The organism is Peribacillus sp. FSL P2-0133 (assembly GCF_037975445.1).
In the GTDB taxonomy this organism is placed as follows: domain Bacteria; phylum Bacillota; class Bacilli; order Bacillales; family DSM-1321; genus Peribacillus; species Peribacillus simplex_E.
The window spans coordinates 1,649,189-1,665,647 of the sequence record NZ_CP150254.1 but is presented as its reverse complement, the minus strand read 5'-3'; the positions used below and the strand labels follow the sequence as shown (position 1 = coordinate 1,665,647).

At 43.7% G+C, this 16,459-nt stretch carries 13 protein-coding genes; all 13 read right to left on the bottom strand.

Translation table 11 applies throughout. From position 1 onward, the window contains the following. Nucleotides 1-49 precede the first annotated feature (49 nt). The 13 genes from pyrE to ileS all read right to left on the bottom strand — a co-directional run bounded on the left by pyrE (nucleotide 50) and on the right by ileS (nucleotide 16,309). Complete coding sequence (pyrE, locus tag MKY17_RS08045) at nucleotides 50-685, bottom strand: orotate phosphoribosyltransferase (protein WP_098371060.1); 636 nt, start codon at nucleotides 683-685, stop codon at nucleotides 50-52. After that, nucleotides 679-1,395: an orotidine-5'-phosphate decarboxylase gene (pyrF, locus tag MKY17_RS08040; RefSeq protein ID WP_098371061.1), complete on the bottom strand. Its 717-nt coding sequence runs from the start codon at nucleotides 1,393-1,395 to the stop codon at nucleotides 679-681. Before pyrF ends, pyrE begins: the two co-directional genes overlap by 7 nt. Beyond that, nucleotides 1,367-2,308, bottom strand: coding sequence for a dihydroorotate dehydrogenase (locus MKY17_RS08035; protein ID WP_098371062.1), 942 nt, complete (start codon nucleotides 2,306-2,308; stop codon nucleotides 1,367-1,369). Before MKY17_RS08035 ends, pyrF begins: the two co-directional genes overlap by 29 nt. Beyond that, the gene (locus MKY17_RS08030) at nucleotides 2,305-3,084 is read right to left on the bottom strand and encodes a dihydroorotate dehydrogenase electron transfer subunit (protein WP_098371063.1); all 780 of its coding nucleotides are present in this window, start codon (nucleotides 3,082-3,084) and stop codon (nucleotides 2,305-2,307) included. The genes MKY17_RS08035 and MKY17_RS08030 overlap by 4 nt, the downstream gene beginning before the upstream one ends. Then, the gene (carB, locus tag MKY17_RS08025; RefSeq protein ID WP_098371064.1) at nucleotides 3,081-6,287 is read right to left on the bottom strand and encodes a carbamoyl-phosphate synthase large subunit; all 3,207 of its coding nucleotides are present in this window, start codon (nucleotides 6,285-6,287) and stop codon (nucleotides 3,081-3,083) included. The genes MKY17_RS08030 and carB overlap by 4 nt, the downstream gene beginning before the upstream one ends. Continuing rightward, a complete protein-coding gene (locus MKY17_RS08020) occupies nucleotides 6,266-7,372 on the bottom strand; it encodes a carbamoyl phosphate synthase small subunit (RefSeq protein ID WP_098371065.1) in 1,107 nt (368 codons plus the stop codon). The genes carB and MKY17_RS08020 overlap by 22 nt, the downstream gene beginning before the upstream one ends. Further along, complete coding sequence (locus tag MKY17_RS08015) at nucleotides 7,369-8,655, bottom strand: dihydroorotase (RefSeq protein ID WP_098371066.1); 1,287 nt, start codon at nucleotides 8,653-8,655, stop codon at nucleotides 7,369-7,371. The genes MKY17_RS08020 and MKY17_RS08015 overlap by 4 nt, the downstream gene beginning before the upstream one ends. Next, nucleotides 8,618-9,553, bottom strand: coding sequence for an aspartate carbamoyltransferase catalytic subunit (locus tag MKY17_RS08010; RefSeq protein WP_098371382.1), 936 nt, complete (start codon nucleotides 9,551-9,553; stop codon nucleotides 8,618-8,620). The genes MKY17_RS08015 and MKY17_RS08010 overlap by 38 nt, the downstream gene beginning before the upstream one ends. 194 nt (nucleotides 9,554-9,747) lie before the next feature. Then, entirely contained in the window at nucleotides 9,748-11,037 is a 1,290-nt protein-coding gene (locus MKY17_RS08005) for a solute carrier family 23 protein (protein WP_098371067.1), read from the bottom strand. A 176-nt stretch (nucleotides 11,038-11,213) separates the two neighbouring features. Further along, nucleotides 11,214-11,756, bottom strand: a complete 543-nt coding sequence (gene pyrR / locus MKY17_RS08000) for a bifunctional pyr operon transcriptional regulator/uracil phosphoribosyltransferase PyrR (RefSeq protein WP_098371383.1) — start codon at nucleotides 11,754-11,756, stop codon at nucleotides 11,214-11,216. A gap of 196 nt (nucleotides 11,757-11,952) precedes the next feature. Continuing rightward, the gene (locus MKY17_RS07995) at nucleotides 11,953-12,870 is read right to left on the bottom strand and encodes an RluA family pseudouridine synthase (RefSeq protein ID WP_098371068.1); all 918 of its coding nucleotides are present in this window, start codon (nucleotides 12,868-12,870) and stop codon (nucleotides 11,953-11,955) included. Next, nucleotides 12,863-13,333 carry a signal peptidase II gene (gene lspA / locus MKY17_RS07990; RefSeq protein ID WP_098371069.1) on the bottom strand — a complete coding sequence of 157 codons (471 nt, stop codon included), beginning with the start codon at nucleotides 13,331-13,333 and terminating at the stop codon, nucleotides 12,863-12,865. Before lspA ends, MKY17_RS07995 begins: the two co-directional genes overlap by 8 nt. Nucleotides 13,334-13,540: 207 nt before the next feature. Beyond that, on the bottom strand, nucleotides 13,541-16,309 hold the full coding sequence (gene ileS, locus MKY17_RS07985; protein ID WP_098371070.1) for an isoleucine--tRNA ligase: 2,769 nt from the start codon (nucleotides 16,307-16,309) through the stop codon (nucleotides 13,541-13,543). Between the last annotated feature and the right edge of the window lie 150 nt (nucleotides 16,310-16,459).

Below are 16,459 nucleotides of genomic sequence, written 5' to 3'. Positions count from 1 at the left end.
TAAAAAAATAGAGGTGGCCCAATCCTTTGTGATTGGGCCACCTCTATTTTCATGCAGAAATCCAAGCCGTATCAGCTGGATTCTCCCGCCATTTTTTTAGCTTTTCCAATTCTTCTGCTGTGATGTACCCTTTTTCATTAGCGACTTTTATCAAAGTCGAGTAGTCACTCAATGAATGGTTAATAATGCCCTCAGCATCGAATTTTTCTTTTCCTTTTTCCAATTCGTAAGTAAAGATTGAAACGACTCCTAGAACATCACAGCCAGCTTCTTTCAGTGCATTAACAGCAGTAATCACACTTCCACCGGTTGAAATCAAGTCTTCCACAACCACCACTTTTTGTCCTGGAACAGCACGGCCTTCGATTTGATTGCCCTTTCCGTGCTCCTTGGCTTTGGATCGAACATAGCACATCGGTGCATTTAATTTTTCACTCACCCAAGCTGCATGCGGAATGCCGGCAGTTGCTGTGCCTGCAATCAGTTCAGCCTCAGGGAAATTCTGTTCAATTAATCCTTTCAATCCTTCCGCTATTTCATTGCGAACCTCTGGGTATGAAAGGGTTAAGCGGTTGTCACAATAAATAGGTGATTGAATTCCAGATGCCCAAGTAAAGGGGTCATTCGGCTGTAGGTACACTGCTTTTATTTCCAATAGATGTTCAGCTATCTTATTATTTAACATGATATTCCCTCCCAAGCTGCTTTCATATCCAAATACGCCCTTAATGGATCTGCCGCCCCCGTTATGGCTCTCCCTACAACGATGGCATCCGCTCCAAAATCCCTAGCCTGTTCAGGCGTGGCAATTCTCTTTTGATCATGCGCCTGTCCACCTGCACTTCGGATTCCAGGTGTGACCGTTAAGAATTCATGACCGATGCGTTCATGTATGTTCTTTACTTCATGGGTGGAACAGACGACGCCATCCAATCCTGCCTGTCTAGTAAGTTTTGCATAATGGAGGACCGAGTCCTCCAGAGATCCGGCAATGTTTTGCTCAACATTCATTTGTTCTTGTGACGTGCTCGTCAGTTGGGTAACCCCTATGCATAATGGACGTTTTTTACCAGCGGACGTTCCCTTATCCAAACCTTCCATGGCTGCTTCCATCATCTTTTGTCCACCCGCCGCATGTACATTGACCATGTCAGCCCCTAAAGTTGCCAATCCTGTCATGGCCATTTTGACCGTATTCGGAATATCATGAAGCTTCAAGTCCAAAAACACATCGTGGCCTTGCTCTTTTACGAAAGAAATTATTGATGGTCCATTCTGATAAAATAATTCCATCCCCACTTTTACAGCCAGTTTTTCCAAATGGAACTGTTTTAGGAATTCTTCTGTTTGAATGAGGTCAGGGAAATCAAGAGCGATAATTAGTGACTGCTTCATTCTGCTTCCAGCTCCTTCCGGTACATTCTGAAATATGGTCAAATCCGAGCTCATCCAACAATTTCGGTAATTCTTCGATGATGGTCGGGCATACAAAGGGATCCACGAAGTTAGCGGTTCCCACCGCAACGGCACTTGCACCCGCATAGAAAAATTCAATGACGTCTTCCGCTGTAGCGATGCCGCCCATTCCGATGATCGGAATAGACACTTGCTGGCTTACCTCATAAATCATCCGGAGCGCAACAGGTTTTATTGCAGGACCAGATAACCCACCCGTCCTGTTAGAAAGGATCGGTCTGCCAGTTTTTAAATCCAATCGCATGCCGACTAATGTATTTATCATTGTCAAACCGTCGGCACCGCCTTCTTCTACGGCTTTAGCCATTTCCACAATATTACTGACATTCGGTGAAAGCTTCACATATACAGGGACGGAAGACACTTCCTTAACCGCCTTGGTCACCTCTTTAGCAACTTCCGGCACCGTACCGAAAGCAATGCCACCTTCTTTTACATTCGGACAAGAGATATTCAATTCAAGTGCTTTTACATTCCCCACCTTACTTATATCACTGGCTACCTTTACATAGTCATCTATTTGCGAACCGGCAACGTTGGCGATGATGGGAACATCATACCCACCTAGCCAGGCCAATTCTTCACTGATGACCTTTTCTAAACCTGGATTCTGCAGACCGATAGCGTTCAGCATTCCCGAAGAGGTTTCCGCAACACGCGGAGTCGGGTTACCGAACCTCGGCTCAGGAGTGGTCGCTTTGATCATGATCGCCCCAAGAATATCCAAGTCGAAAAATTGACTGTATTCACGGCCGAATCCAAAGCATCCAGATGCTGGCATGACCGGGTTTTTCAAGTTTAATCCTGGTAATTCAACTGAAAGCCTGCTCATAATACCACCTCTCCTGCCCGGAATACGGGTCCATCACTGCATACCTTTTTATAACTGAAACCAGTTGGATCATCCCCTGTATGACACACGCAGGCAAAGCATGCACCGATGCCGCACCCCATCCTTTCCTCAAGGGACAGGTAAAGCTTTTTCTCACGATAGCCCGCTTCCAACGCTTTTAACATTGGTGTCGGCCCGCATGAAAAGATCGTTGCAAACTCTTGCTCCAGGTTGTCTATTACAGTCGTAACAAATCCTTTTGTCCCATATGAACCATCCACCGTGGCAATATAAGTATCACCTAATTCACTGAATTCTTTTTCGTAAAAGATGGCTGACTTGGTCTGGAAGCCCAATACATGGATTACCTTAACACCTTTCGCAACCAACATCCGTGATAATTGATACAGGGGCGGGACCCCAATCCCGCCACCAACCAATAATGCCGTTTCGCCCTTTTTGGCCTCATGAACGGGAAATCCGTTGCCAAGGGGTCCAAGGATATCGACCGCTTCCGCCTCTTTACGCTGTGATAACAGCGTCGTTCCTTTACCTTCAGCGCGGTATATCATCGTGAACTGTTTTTCACTGTTGTTGTAAGAAGAAATTGAAATCGGGCGTCTTAACAATGGCTCAGTGCCATCTGTTGTCTTGACTTGGACAAACTGGCCTGGCTGATTCATCTCTGAAACCAATTCACCTTGCAGAGTAAGTTCAAAAATGGATGGGGCCAGTTCCTTATGATTTAACACCTTCATTCTTTCCTTCTTGATCATATATAGCTCACCTCACGACTTTTTTCCGTTTTTCCCATTGCTTCTGCCGAGAAAGTCATGGATTCTATCACTCTTAAAATAGCTTCTGCCGTATCAAGTGATGTTAGGCATGTCACTCCATTTTCAACCGATTCACGTCGGATTCTGAAACCATCTCGGGCCGGCTGCTTACCTTTTGTCAAAGTATTTATGACAAATTGTGCTTCCCCGTTCCGGATAACATCCAGCAGGTTTGTACCTTCTTCGCCAATTTTACCGACAATCGCAGTAGGGATGCCGGATTGCTTCAATAAGGCAGCGGTTCCGCTGGTGGCTATCAGCTTGAAACCGATATTATGGAAACGTCTTGCTAAAAGTAGCGCTTCTTGCTTATCTTTATCAGATATCGTCAATAACACCGAACCATGCCCCTTAATTTTGAAACCGGAAGCGACCAGCCCTTTGTATAAAGCCTTTTCAAGGGTGCTATCTTTCCCCATTACTTCACCAGTCGATTTCATTTCAGGTCCGAGTGAGATGTCCACACCTCTTAATTTCGCAAAAGAGAAGACCGGCACTTTCACATAGACTCCAGTTTGTTCTGGCACTAACCCCGATTTGTAACCTTGGCTTTCAAGTGTGTGGCCCAAGATGACCTTCGTGGCTAAGTTAGCCATCGGCACGTTCGTAATTTTACTTAAGAATGGAACGGTTCGGCTTGAACGTGGATTTACTTCAATCACATACACTTCTTCATTGCTGATGACATATTGAATGTTCAAGAGACCAATTATATTCAAACCTTTTGCCAATCTGGTCGTATAATCGATGATTACTTCTTTTTGTTTTTCCGTTAAATTTTGAGGCGGATAGACTGCAATCGAATCACCTGAATGGACGCCTGCACGTTCGATATGCTCCATGATTCCAGGGATAACAACCGTTTCGCCATCGGAAATTCCATCGACTTCGATTTCCTTACCCGTTAAGTAGCGGTCTATCAGGACAGGATGATCCGGATTTATTTTCACGGCATTTTTCATGTAATGCAGCAATTCTTCTTGTTTATAGACGATTTCCATCGCTCTTCCTCCGAGAACATACGATGGCCTTACTAAAACCGGATAACCAATATCTTCAGCGATGACGATCGCTTCATCAACGGATGTTGCGGTTTTACCCTTTGGCTGCGGAATGCCTAAATCCTTAAGTGCTCTTTCGAATTTATTGCGATTTTCCGCCCTATCCAGGTCTTCAAGTGAAGTACCAAGGATCTTCACTCCTCTTTCAACAAGACCATCTGCAAGGTTGATTGCTGTCTGTCCACCAAACTGGACGATGACCCCTTCCGGTTTTTCCAAATCGATGACATGCATGACATCTTCAATAGTCAATGGTTCGAAATAAAGTTTGTCGGAGATACTGAAATCCGTCGAAACTGTTTCGGGATTGTTGTTGATGATGATCGCTTCATATCCCGCTTCTTTAATGGCCCATACCGAATGTACGGTCGCATAATCAAACTCTACTCCTTGCCCGATTCTAATTGGGCCTGATCCCAGAACAATGACACTTTTCTTGTCAGTAACGATGGATTCATTCTCATCTTCGTATGTCCCATAAAAATACGGTGTTTCCGATTCGAATTCCGCAGCACATGTATCAACCATTTTGTAAACAGGGATGATTCCTTGCTGTTTCCGGTACTCATAGACGTCAATTTCGGGAACTCCCCATATTTCTGCAATCGTTTTGTCAGAAAACCCTAGTTCTTTAGCCTTTTGCAATACTTCACAATCAAAAGAATGTTCTTTAAGCTGATTTTCAAAGTCGATAATCTTTTTCAACTTATGCAAGAAGAATAAATCGATCTGGCTCCATTCGTGTATTGTTTCGATCGTTATTCCCCTTCTTAACGCTTCACCGATATAGAATAACCGTTCATCTCCCGCTTTTCGGATCCGTTTCTCTATTTTTCCATCTTCAAACTCGTCATTCAAATTAAGATGGTATATACCCGCTTCAAGGGAACGGACAGCTTTTAAGATTGATTCCTCGAATGTACGGCCGATTGCCATGACTTCTCCGGTCGCCTTCATTTGGGTCCCGAGCCTACGGTTGGCGCTTTCGAACTTATCGAAAGGCCAGCGCGGAATTTTCGTAACGACATAGTCCAGTGCCGGTTCAAAGCTGGCATAGGTTTTGCCAGTGACAGGGTTCATCATTTCATCGAGCGTCAAACCAACGGCTATCTTTGCTGCAAGCTTTGCAATTGGATATCCTGTTGCTTTTGAAGCAAGTGCCGACGAACGGCTGACCCTTGGGTTCACTTCAATGACATAATATTGATAGCTGTTTGGATCTAGCGCCAGCTGAACATTACATCCACCTTCAATCTTCAAGGCACGGATAATCTTCAAAGACGTATTTCGAAGCATTTGGTACTCTCTGTCACTTAATGTTTGGCTTGGTGCGGCAACAATTGAATCGCCTGTATGGACACCGACAGGATCGAAGTTTTCCATATTACAAACGACTATCGCATTATCATTTGAATCACGCATCACTTCATATTCCACTTCTTTGAAACCGGCAATGCTCTTCTCAAGCAGACATTGGTGTACCGGGCTGCTTTTCAGGCCACCCTCAACAATCTCGATCAGCTGCTCTTCGTTATCACAAATCCCACCGCCTGTTCCGCCAAGCGTGAAGGCAGGACGAACAATGACTGGGTAGCCGACTCGTTCAACGAATGTATAAGCCTCTTCCAAGTTATGAATAATGTCGCTATCAGGTACTGGTTCCCCTAGATCGTTCATTAGCGTACGGAAAAGGTCACGGTCTTCCGCTTGTTGGATAGCTGAAAGTTTGGTCCCAAGAATCTGTACATTGCATTCTTCCAGGATTCCTGCTTCGGCAAGCTCGACTGCCATGTTCAAGCCAGTCTGTCCGCCCAAGGTAGGTAACAGTGCATCCGGGCGCTCTTTACGAATGATTTTGCTGACAAATTCCAATGTGATCGGTTCGATATAAACCGCGTCAGCCATTTCACTGTCTGTCATGATTGTAGCAGGGTTAGAGTTAATCAGGATCACACGATAACCTTCTTCTTTTAAGGCTATACACGCTTGGGTTCCTGCATAATCGAACTCGGCGGCCTGTCCGATGACGATCGGACCGGAACCAATTACTAGGATGCTTTTTATATCAGTGCGTTTTGGCATGTTTTTTCCCCCTTGTTGGTTGCAGTTTCAATCATTTGTAAGAATTCATTGAATAAGTAGTTGGCATCTTCCGGCCCTGGTGATGCTTCCGGGTGATATTGTACGGTGAAAGCCGGATACTTTTTATGGCGCAGACCTTCAATCGTATCATCATTCAATGCTGTATGTGTCACAATAAGTTCTGTATTTTCAATGGAAAGCTCTTCTACTGTATATCCATGATTTTGAGATGTGATGGATACCTTTCCGGTACGAAGGTCCCTAACCGGATGATTAGAACCTCGATGGCCGAATTTTAATTTTTCCGTATCCGCCCCGTTTGCCAGTGCGAATAATTGATGTCCTAAACAGATTCCGAATAATGGCACTTGAGTTTGGATTGTACGGATCATTTCAAGCGTCTCATGAACACTTTTCGGATCTCCAGGACCGTTTGAAAGCATCACGCCATCCGGATGATATTGCATCACTTCTTCGGCCGTGACGTTATAAGGCACAACCACGACATCACAGCCGCGCTTCGTCAACTCACGTAAAATCCCATGCTTCATGCCATAATCTACAAGAACTACCCGCGGGCCTCTGCCCGGACTGGAATAAGGTGCTTTTGTTGAAACCTGTTTCACTTGATTAGAAGGAATCACTGTTGCTTTCAACTGGGAAACGACTTCTTTTGCATCTTTATTGATATTGCAGAGCGCCCCTTTAAGTGAACCTGATTTCCTGATGATTCTAGTCAGCTTTCTCGTATCGATTCCGCTTATTCCAGGTATGTTCTTCATTTTCAGATATTCATCAAGTGATAATTGGTTTCTCCAGTTGGAAGGAAGTTCTGCCGTTTCCTTAACGACGAATCCCGATATCGCTGGATTGATGGATTCAAAATCATCCCGGTTTATTCCGTAGTTCCCGATTAATGGATACGTAAGTGTAACGATTTGACCGCAATAGGATGGATCGGATAGAATCTCCTGGTACCCTGTCATTCCTGTGTTAAAAACGACTTCACCTATTTTTTCTACGTCCCCTCCGAATGCTTCCCCAAGGAATACTGTCCCGTCTTCTAAAATTAGCTGTCTTTTCATCCTTGAACACGTCCTTTTTCCCAAGCTATTTTTCCTTCCGCAATCGTCATGACTGGCCAGCCATAACATTTCTTTTCATTAAAAGGTGTATTTTTTCCTTTTGAAGCAAACTCTTCAGCATTAATTTCTTTTTCTGTTTCCAAATCGATGAGCACGATATCCGCGATAGCACCCTCCTTTAGCTCTCCATAAGGAAGGGAGAAACTTTCAGATGGTTTGATTGTCATGAAATCGATCAATTGCTTTAATGTAATGACTCCCTTTTTAACCAATTCGGTGTAAAGCAGCGGGAAGGCCGTTTCCAATCCTACTATTCCGAAAGGAGCCAGCTGCATTCCCTGCGCTTTTTCCTCTGCCGCATGCGGGGCATGGTCAGTTGCTATAAAATCGATGGTTCCGTCAAGCAGTCCTTCTATTAATGCATCCCGATCTTCACGGCCCCTCAATGGCGGGTTCATTTTATAATTCGTATCAAGTCCCGGTATATCATCTTCACACAATAATAAGTGATGCGGTGTAACTTCGGCTGTGACGCGGATACCGGCGCGTTTGGCATCCCTTACCGTCCTTACCGATTCCTTCGTGGAAATATGGCAAACGTGATAATGGCAATCCGCCGCTTCAGCAAGGAGGATATCCCGGGCAATATGTACAGCTTCACATACTGACGGAATTCCATTGATTCCCTGTTCTTTTGAGAATCTTCCTTCGTGGACGGAGCCTTTATTGATTAAGCTATTGTCTTCACAATGAGCAACTATGGCCATATCTTGAGCGGCTGCCCGTTTCATCGCTTCCAGCATCATCCCTGCTTCTTGAATTCCCACGCCATCGTCCGTAAAGGCGAAAGCACCCGTTTGTTTTAATGAAGAAAAGTCGGTCAACTCCTTGCCTGCTTCCCTAATCGTAATGGATGCATATGGGAGTACCCTGACATGAGCCGTTTCTTCAATTTTCCTGTTTAGCGCTTCAAGGTTTTCCACTGTATCGGGAACTGGCCTTGTATTAGGCATCGCCGCTACCGTAGTGAAACCGCCTCTTGCCGCTGCAAGCGTTCCACTTGCGATTGTTTCTTTATGTTCACCGCCCGGTTCGCGTAAATGGACATGCAGGTCAATGAAACCTGATGTAATAAGTAACCCTTCAGCGTCAACTACTTTACAATTTTCCGTTGCCAAGTTCTCGCCGATCTTTGTGATTACCTTGCCTTCCATTTCAATATCCGCTTTTTTGAATGAGTTTTGATTATCTAGCAATACTCCATTTTTGATTACTGTTTTCATGAATGTTTCCCCCTTCGGATTGGTCAAGCACATTTTTTAATACGGCCATTCTAATGAACACGCCATTCTCCATTTGTTTAAAAATTCTTGAGCGGCTGCATTCGACTAAATCACTGTCTATTTCAACACCGCGGTTTATTGGTGCAGGATGCATGATGATCGCACCCGGTTTCATATTTTTTTCACGTTGTTTGGTCAGGCCGAAACTTTCCAGATAATCTCCATTTGCCTGATCGTATTTTTCAATATGCCTTTCATGCTGTATTCTGAGCAGCATGACCACATCCGAGGTAGCTACCGCATGGTCGATGTCTTCATACCTTCCTAAACTGTTTGTTCTGTCAAACCATTCAGGCGGACCCGAAAATACGACATTCGCTCCTAAACGAGTTAATGCTTCTGCATTCGATTTCGCAACTCGACTATGCCTCACATCACCGATTATGGAGATCTTCAGACCTTTGAAACTTTTAAACTCTTGTTTTATCGTCAATAAGTCCAGTAATGATTGGGTTGGATGATTTCCGCAGCCATCACCTGCATTGATTATTGGAATCCCGATCTTCTCATTCAATTCGTCAAAATAATTATCCTGTTCATGACGGATGATCAAGGCATTTACACCTATTGCTTCTAACGTTTTAACAGTGTCATATAAGGTTTCACCTTTTAACACGGATGATGTACCCGCATCAAAAGGAATGACCTCTAGTCCCAATTTTCTTTCAGCCATTTCAAAGCTTGATTTTGTACGTGTACTTGGTTCAAAGAAGAGATTGGCAACTGTGGTCTGCTGCTTTGGATTCCAGCTAGATCCGTTGGCAAAACACTCTGCCTCATGTAAAATTTTTTCAATATCAGTTAAAGTCAATTCATTCATGGTCAATAATTTTTTCATCGATCCTGCTCCTTTCACATTTGTGATGCGGGGCATAAAAAATACCCCGCCATTAAGGACAGGGTGTAGGTCATAAAGAGTGTGAGGACACGGAATGGTTTACACTTTATCCCGTTCTCATTCTTTACAGCAACACCCTTTTAAGCCTCTCTGGACTTCTTTTAAAAGGTGATTTATTGTTTTGATGCAGTATCTTATTTTTCAAATATATCTCCGGATATTTTTTCACGGTCCGGAAGAATCAAGTTAAGAAGGATTCCGACGATGGCTGAAAGTGCCATTCCGGAAAGCGATACCGTTTCCGATAGTTGTACGAACGCTCCTCCGATTCCTAACACCAGGATGACTGAAGCTATCATCAGGTTCCTTTTCTTGTCAAAATCGACCTTATTATCAATCAGCATCCTCAATCCACTTGATGCGATGATACCGAAGAGCAAGATGGAAATACCGCCCATCACAGCTGTAGGTATCGAGCTGATGACTGCTGAAATCTTACCGTTAAAGCCAAAGATGATTGCAGTCAATGCTGCCCCACCGATGATATACACACTGTACGCCTTTGTCATAGTCAGGACCCCAATATTCTCGCCATATGAAGTCAGCGGCGGCCCACCGATTAAGGAACCAATCATGATTCCTGCTCCATCTCCTAAAATCGAGCGATGCAAACCGGGATTTTCCAAAAAATTTCTGCCGACTACTTTGCTCAGTACCATCTGGTGTCCGATATGTTCTGATAAAGTTACGATGGCGACCGGTACCATGATGGCAATGACTTCCCATGAGAAGGACGGTGTATAGGTTACATAGGGAAACATGAATTCAGGCATTTCCCACCATTGGGCTGACTTGATCGGTTCATAATCTATTATACCTGCAACAGCCGAACAGCCGTAGCCGACTATGATTCCCATTAAAATGGGGATCAAGTTAATGAATCCCTTAAAGAACACGTTGCAGATGATGGTTACCGCTAAAGTAATCAGCGCTATCACTATATATGTGACGCTGTATTTATCTTGTGGATCATACATTGCCATGTCCACGGCCGTTCCGGCTAGGCTTAATCCGATTACGATAATCACCGGACCCACCACAACCGGAGGAAGTATATTCATCAACCAGCGCAATCCGACTTTTTGGATAATCAAAGCTACTATCCCATATATGAACCCTGCTGCAAAACAGCCGATCATGGCCGCTTCCGGACCTCCTAGAGCCTTAGCCGCGATGATTGGCGAAATGAAAGCGAAAGATGAACCGAGATAAGCAGGTATCTTACCTTTGGTTATCAATAAGTATGAAAGTGTGCCCAATCCGCTTGAAACCAGTGCTACCGCCGGGCTCAATCCTACCAAGAATGGCACCAGCACCGTTGCACCGAACATGGCGAACAAATGCTGGATGCTTAACGTAATCCACTGGCCAGCCTTTGGCACGTCCTCGACATCCAGTACGATGTCCCTTTTAGTTTCTTCCATTTCCGTATCCCCCTCATGAAAATTCCATCAAAACTGCAAAAACCCTCTTTGCAATATACAAAGAGGGTTTCTCAGAAGGCGAATGCCTATGCGTAGGCACAGCTCTCCCGATTGACTCCCCTTTGCCAGCCTCTCTGGACTGTCTTTAAAAGGGTAATATGAAATTTTCATGTTGTTTAGTTTTCTAATATAGTAACTTGATCTACTTCATCTACTTCTGTTAAAGTAACTGTAATTTTTTCAGATTGAGAAGTCGGAACGTTTTTGCCGACAAAATCCGCGCGAATCGGCAATTCCCTATGTCCCCTATCCACTAATACGGCGAGCTGGATCTGCGAAGGTCTTCCCAAATCCACCAGAGCATCCATTGCCGCTCTAACGGTTCTGCCTGTGAAAAGAACATCATCCACTAAAATCACTTTCTTGTCAGTGATATTGACCGGAATGTCTGAGCCTTTTACGATGGGTTCCCCATCATTGGTCTTTTTCGAAAGGTCATCACGATAAAGTGTAATATCCAGTTCACCAAGTTCTATTTCCTTGCCTTCTATTTGATTGATGCGCTTTGCAAGTCGGTCAGCGAGGAAAATCCCGCGAGTACGTATCCCGATTAAGACGCAATTCTCAATACCCTTATTTTTCTCAATAATTTCATGGGCAATTCTCGTCAAGGCTCTGCTAATGGCCTGCTCATCAAGTACTATGGCTTTCTCATTCAACACGTCGGCCACCCCGATTCCTTTTTTCTGATAGGTTAATTTCAACAAAAAATCCTCATGCCAAGAAGGCATGAGGATTTTATCGCCATGGGCATGGTTATCCCACTTTGCGTATCCGTTTCCTTCTCAGTCTCTCTGAACTGTGTTAAAGGTTCTTATTAAGTTGTTATTATAATATATCAGAAAAACGAATTTGTCAATCCTTACTTCTACGTAATTGATTAATTAGATTTGCAAACTCTTCCGGAATCGGAGCTTCAAATTCCATATACTCATTTGTACGCGGATGAATGAAACCTAGAAGACCCGCGTGCAACGCTTGTCCATCTAATTTCAGTGTCTTTTTCGGACCATATTTCGGATCTCCCGCCAGTGGGAAGCCAATGTATTTCATGTGTACACGGATTTGATGTGTTCTTCCTGTTTCAAGCTGGCATTCCACCAAAGTGAAAGCTTTGAAGCGTTCGATGACACGGAAATGCGTGACAGCATTTTTGGAATTCGAATCTGTGACAGTCATACTTTGGCGATCTTTTTTATCGCGGCCGATCGGTGCATCGATCGTTCCGAAGTCATGAGGGATCACACCATGAACTACAGCTTGATACTTACGGGTAACCGTTTTATCAACAAGCTGCTGTACCAGTTTCTCATGTGCCATATCATTTTTGGCAACCATCAATAAACCTGATGTATCTTTGTCGATCCGATGGACGATTCCAGGCCGCATGACTCCGTTAATTCCAGAAAGATCCTTGCAGTGAGCCATCAATCCATTTACAAGCGTGCCAGATACATGTCCCGGTGCCGGATGGACGACCATGCCGCTCGGTTTATTAACAACGAGTACATCTTTATCTTCATAATAGATATCCAAATCCATTTCCTCTGCTACCGCATCCAATTCCTCAAGATCAGGAATCGTCACTTCGATTGTATCGCCAGGAATAGCTTTGTAATTTGTCTTTATCGCCGTGCCATTTACCAAAACATGATCATCCTTAATCCATTGCTGGACCTGAGTACGTGACCATTCCTCATTCAAAGTGGAAAGAGCCTTATCAATCCTAACTCCTTTTAGTGTTTCATCGATGCTGTATAACCTTTTATCCATTATCTTTCTCCTTAGCGTTTTTTTCTTCTAAAAACATATGAATCACGAGCAGTCCGACACCAATTGAAAGCGCAGCATCAGCAACATTAAATACCGGGAAACTGTAGCTGAAAATATAGGTATGAACGAAATCCACTACTTCCTGACGAGCAACACGATCGATGAAATTACCAATCGCACCGCCTAGCATGAGAGCAAGTGCAACTCCAAGCAAAATGCTTTCCTTCGCCATTTTCTGAATATAATAGACAAGTCCAATAATGACAGCGATGGTGATGATGTAGAAAAACCACATTTGACCTTGTAGAATTCCCCATGCTGCCCCACGATTACGATGCGAGGTGATATATAGAAGGTTTTCAATAATTTCAATGCTTTCTCCGTACTCCATTTTTTTCACAATCATCCATTTTGTCAGCTGATCGATAGCTATGACCAAAAGGGCAATCAAATAATAAAACACATTTTTTCCCCCAAACTAATCAAATCTTCACTTTTGAATTGTAGCATAAACTAGAAATAATGACTAATCCGAAAAGCATAAGTCTGCTAACTGTACCTGAAGAATATCAGGAAGATTGGATAAAGGTAGAATTCCCGATTTGGGTTTTAGCTTTTATTCCCGCAAAAAGCCGGCCCTTTATAAAGGGACCGGCTTTTTTTGTGGGAATTATTGATTCACGTAATGCTCTTTCACGACTGTAGCACAACGCGGGCAAAGTGTTGGATGTTCTTCCACTTGACCTACTTCCTTCGAAACATTCCAGCAACGTTCACACGTTTCACCTTCTGCTTTTGTAACAAGGATCGCTATATCCTCAAGTTTAACCGCTTCTGCTGGGGCACTTGCCACATCGCCAGCGATTTCGAATTCGGATACGATGAATAGCTGTTCAAAGCTTTCCTTGATGCCATCAAGCAGATTCTTCGTTTCTTCATTAAGATATACCATCACTTTAGCGTTCAGTGATTTTCCGATGACCTTCTGGTTACGGGCTTCTTCTAATGCTTTTAGAACATTATCACGGACATCCATAAACGCCGTCCATTTTTCTTCAATGACTTCAGCATCATCAACGGAAATTTCTTCAGGCATCAATGTCAACTGTACACTTTCTTCCGTTACACCCGGAATGAACGCCCATACTTCATCAGCTGTATGAGAGAGGATCGGTGACACCAATTTGGTTAAGCTGACCAATGATTCGTAAAGGACCGTTTGAATGGCCAAACGCTCTTTACCATTTGGAGCTTCACAATAAAGAATGTCTTTTGCATAATCAAGGTAGAACGAACTTAAATCCTGTGTACAGAAATTATTGACCATATTATAAATTGTAGCAAACTCATAATTTTCATAACTTAGCTTCGAATGTTTGATCAGTTTATTCAATTTAACGAGCATGTATCGATCTACTTCAGGCAATTCTTGGACTGCCACTTTATCGGTTTTTGGATTGAATCCATCCAAGTTCCCTAACAGGAAGCGGAATGTATTACGGATTTTACGGTAAACTTCCGAAACTTGTTTTAAAATAGGATCGGAAACCCTGACATCCGATTGGTAATCCACCGAAGCTACCCAAAGGCGTAAGATATCTGCACCAAGTTGGTTCATGACCTTGGATGGCAGTACAACATTCCCAATCGACTTACTCATTTTACGGCCTTCGCCATCCAATGCGAAACCGTGGCTAAGTACACCTTTATATGGCGCTTTGCCTGTAACTGCAACACCTGTTGAAAGCGATGAGTTAAACCAGCCGCGATATTGATCGGACCCTTCTAAATAAAGGTCAGCAGGCCGTTGCAAGTCGTCTCTTTCTTCAAGTACCGCTTGATGAGAAGAACCGGAATCGAACCATACGTCCATGATATCCGTTTCTTTCGTGAAGATACCATTCGGGCTGCCTTCATGTGTATAGCTTTCAGGCAGAAGATCTTTCGCTTCACGTTCAAACCAGATGTTTGAACCGTGTTCGCGGAATAGATTTGAAATATGGTTGATTGTTTCATCCGTAATGATCGGCTCGCCATTTTCTGCATAAAACACAGGAATTGGCACTCCCCAAGCGCGTTGGCGGGAAATACACCAATCCCCGCGGTCACGGACCATATTGAATAGGCGCGTTTCGCCCCAAGCCGGTACCCATTTGGTTTCTTCAATCGCTTCCAGAAGTTCACTGCGGAAGTCTTTGATTGACGCGAACCATTGTGCTGTTGCACGGAAGATCGTTGGCTTCTTCGTCCTCCAGTCATGTGGGTAAGAGTGCGTAATGAACGTCAAGTTCAATAACGCGCCTACTTCAGTTAATTTTTCGGTAATAGGTTTATTCGCTTGATCATAAAATAATCCGGCAAATTCCCCTGCCTCTTCCGTCATGACTCCTTTTTCATCTACAGGACAAAGTACGTCCAAGCCGTATTTTTGCCCAATGATAAAGTCATCTTCACCATGGCCAGGCGCAGTATGAACACAACCCGTTCCAGCTTCAGTCGTTACGTGCTCACCTAACATCACTAAAGATTCGCGGTCATAAAGAGGATGTTTGGCAACAGCACGGTCCAACTCGCTTCCTTTAACTGTTTTCAGGATAGACGGGTTTTCCCAGCCTAATGTTTCCGTAACCGACTCAAGCAGTGCCTCAGCAAGTAAGTACTTTTCATTTTCGACAGCCACCACTACGTAATTTAATTGCGGGTGCAATGAAATACCAAGATTAGCAGGGATCGTCCATGGTGTTGTCGTCCAGATGATGATTTTGACGCCCTCTTCGATTACACCTTTGCCATCTGTGACTTCAAAAGCAACATAGATGGACGCAGAACGTTTGTCTTGATATTCAATTTCTGCTTCGGCAAGAGCTGATTCACTTGACGGGGACCAGTAAACAGGTTTTTTCCCTTTATAAATATAGCCTTTTTTCGCCATTTCACCGAATACCTTGATTTGCTGGGCTTCATATTCAGGCTTCAATGTGATATAAGGATTATCCCAATCACCACGGACCCCTATTCTCTTAAACTGCTCACGTTGATTGTTAATCTGACCATAAGCATACTCTTCACAAAGCTTTCTGAATTCGGCAACGCTCATTTCTTTCCGTTTCACGCCTTTTTTTGTCAATGCCGTTTCGATCGGAAGCCCATGCGTATCCCAGCCAGGTACATACGGAGCTTGAAAACCGCTCATAGATTTAAATCGGACAATGAAATCCTTTAAAACCTTGTTCATTGCATGGCCCATATGGATATCGCCGTTTGCATACGGAGGTCCATCATGCAAAATGAATAAAGGACGTCCTTCCGTTTGTTCTTGCACTTTTTTATAGATGTTCATTTCATTCCATTTTTCTTGGATTTCCGGTTCACGTTTCGGCAAATTCCCCCGCATTGGAAATTCAGTTTTAGGCATCAATAAGGTATCTTTGTATTCCATCATTAAATCCTCCATCCGTCTTTACATAAATTCATTCGAACCGATGACTTGATATCCGACCAAAATAAAAAGCCCTCTCATCCCTAAAAAAGGGACGAGAAAGCTTAGCTTCCCGCGGTACCACCCTGGCTAGAAAGATTCACAAAGTGA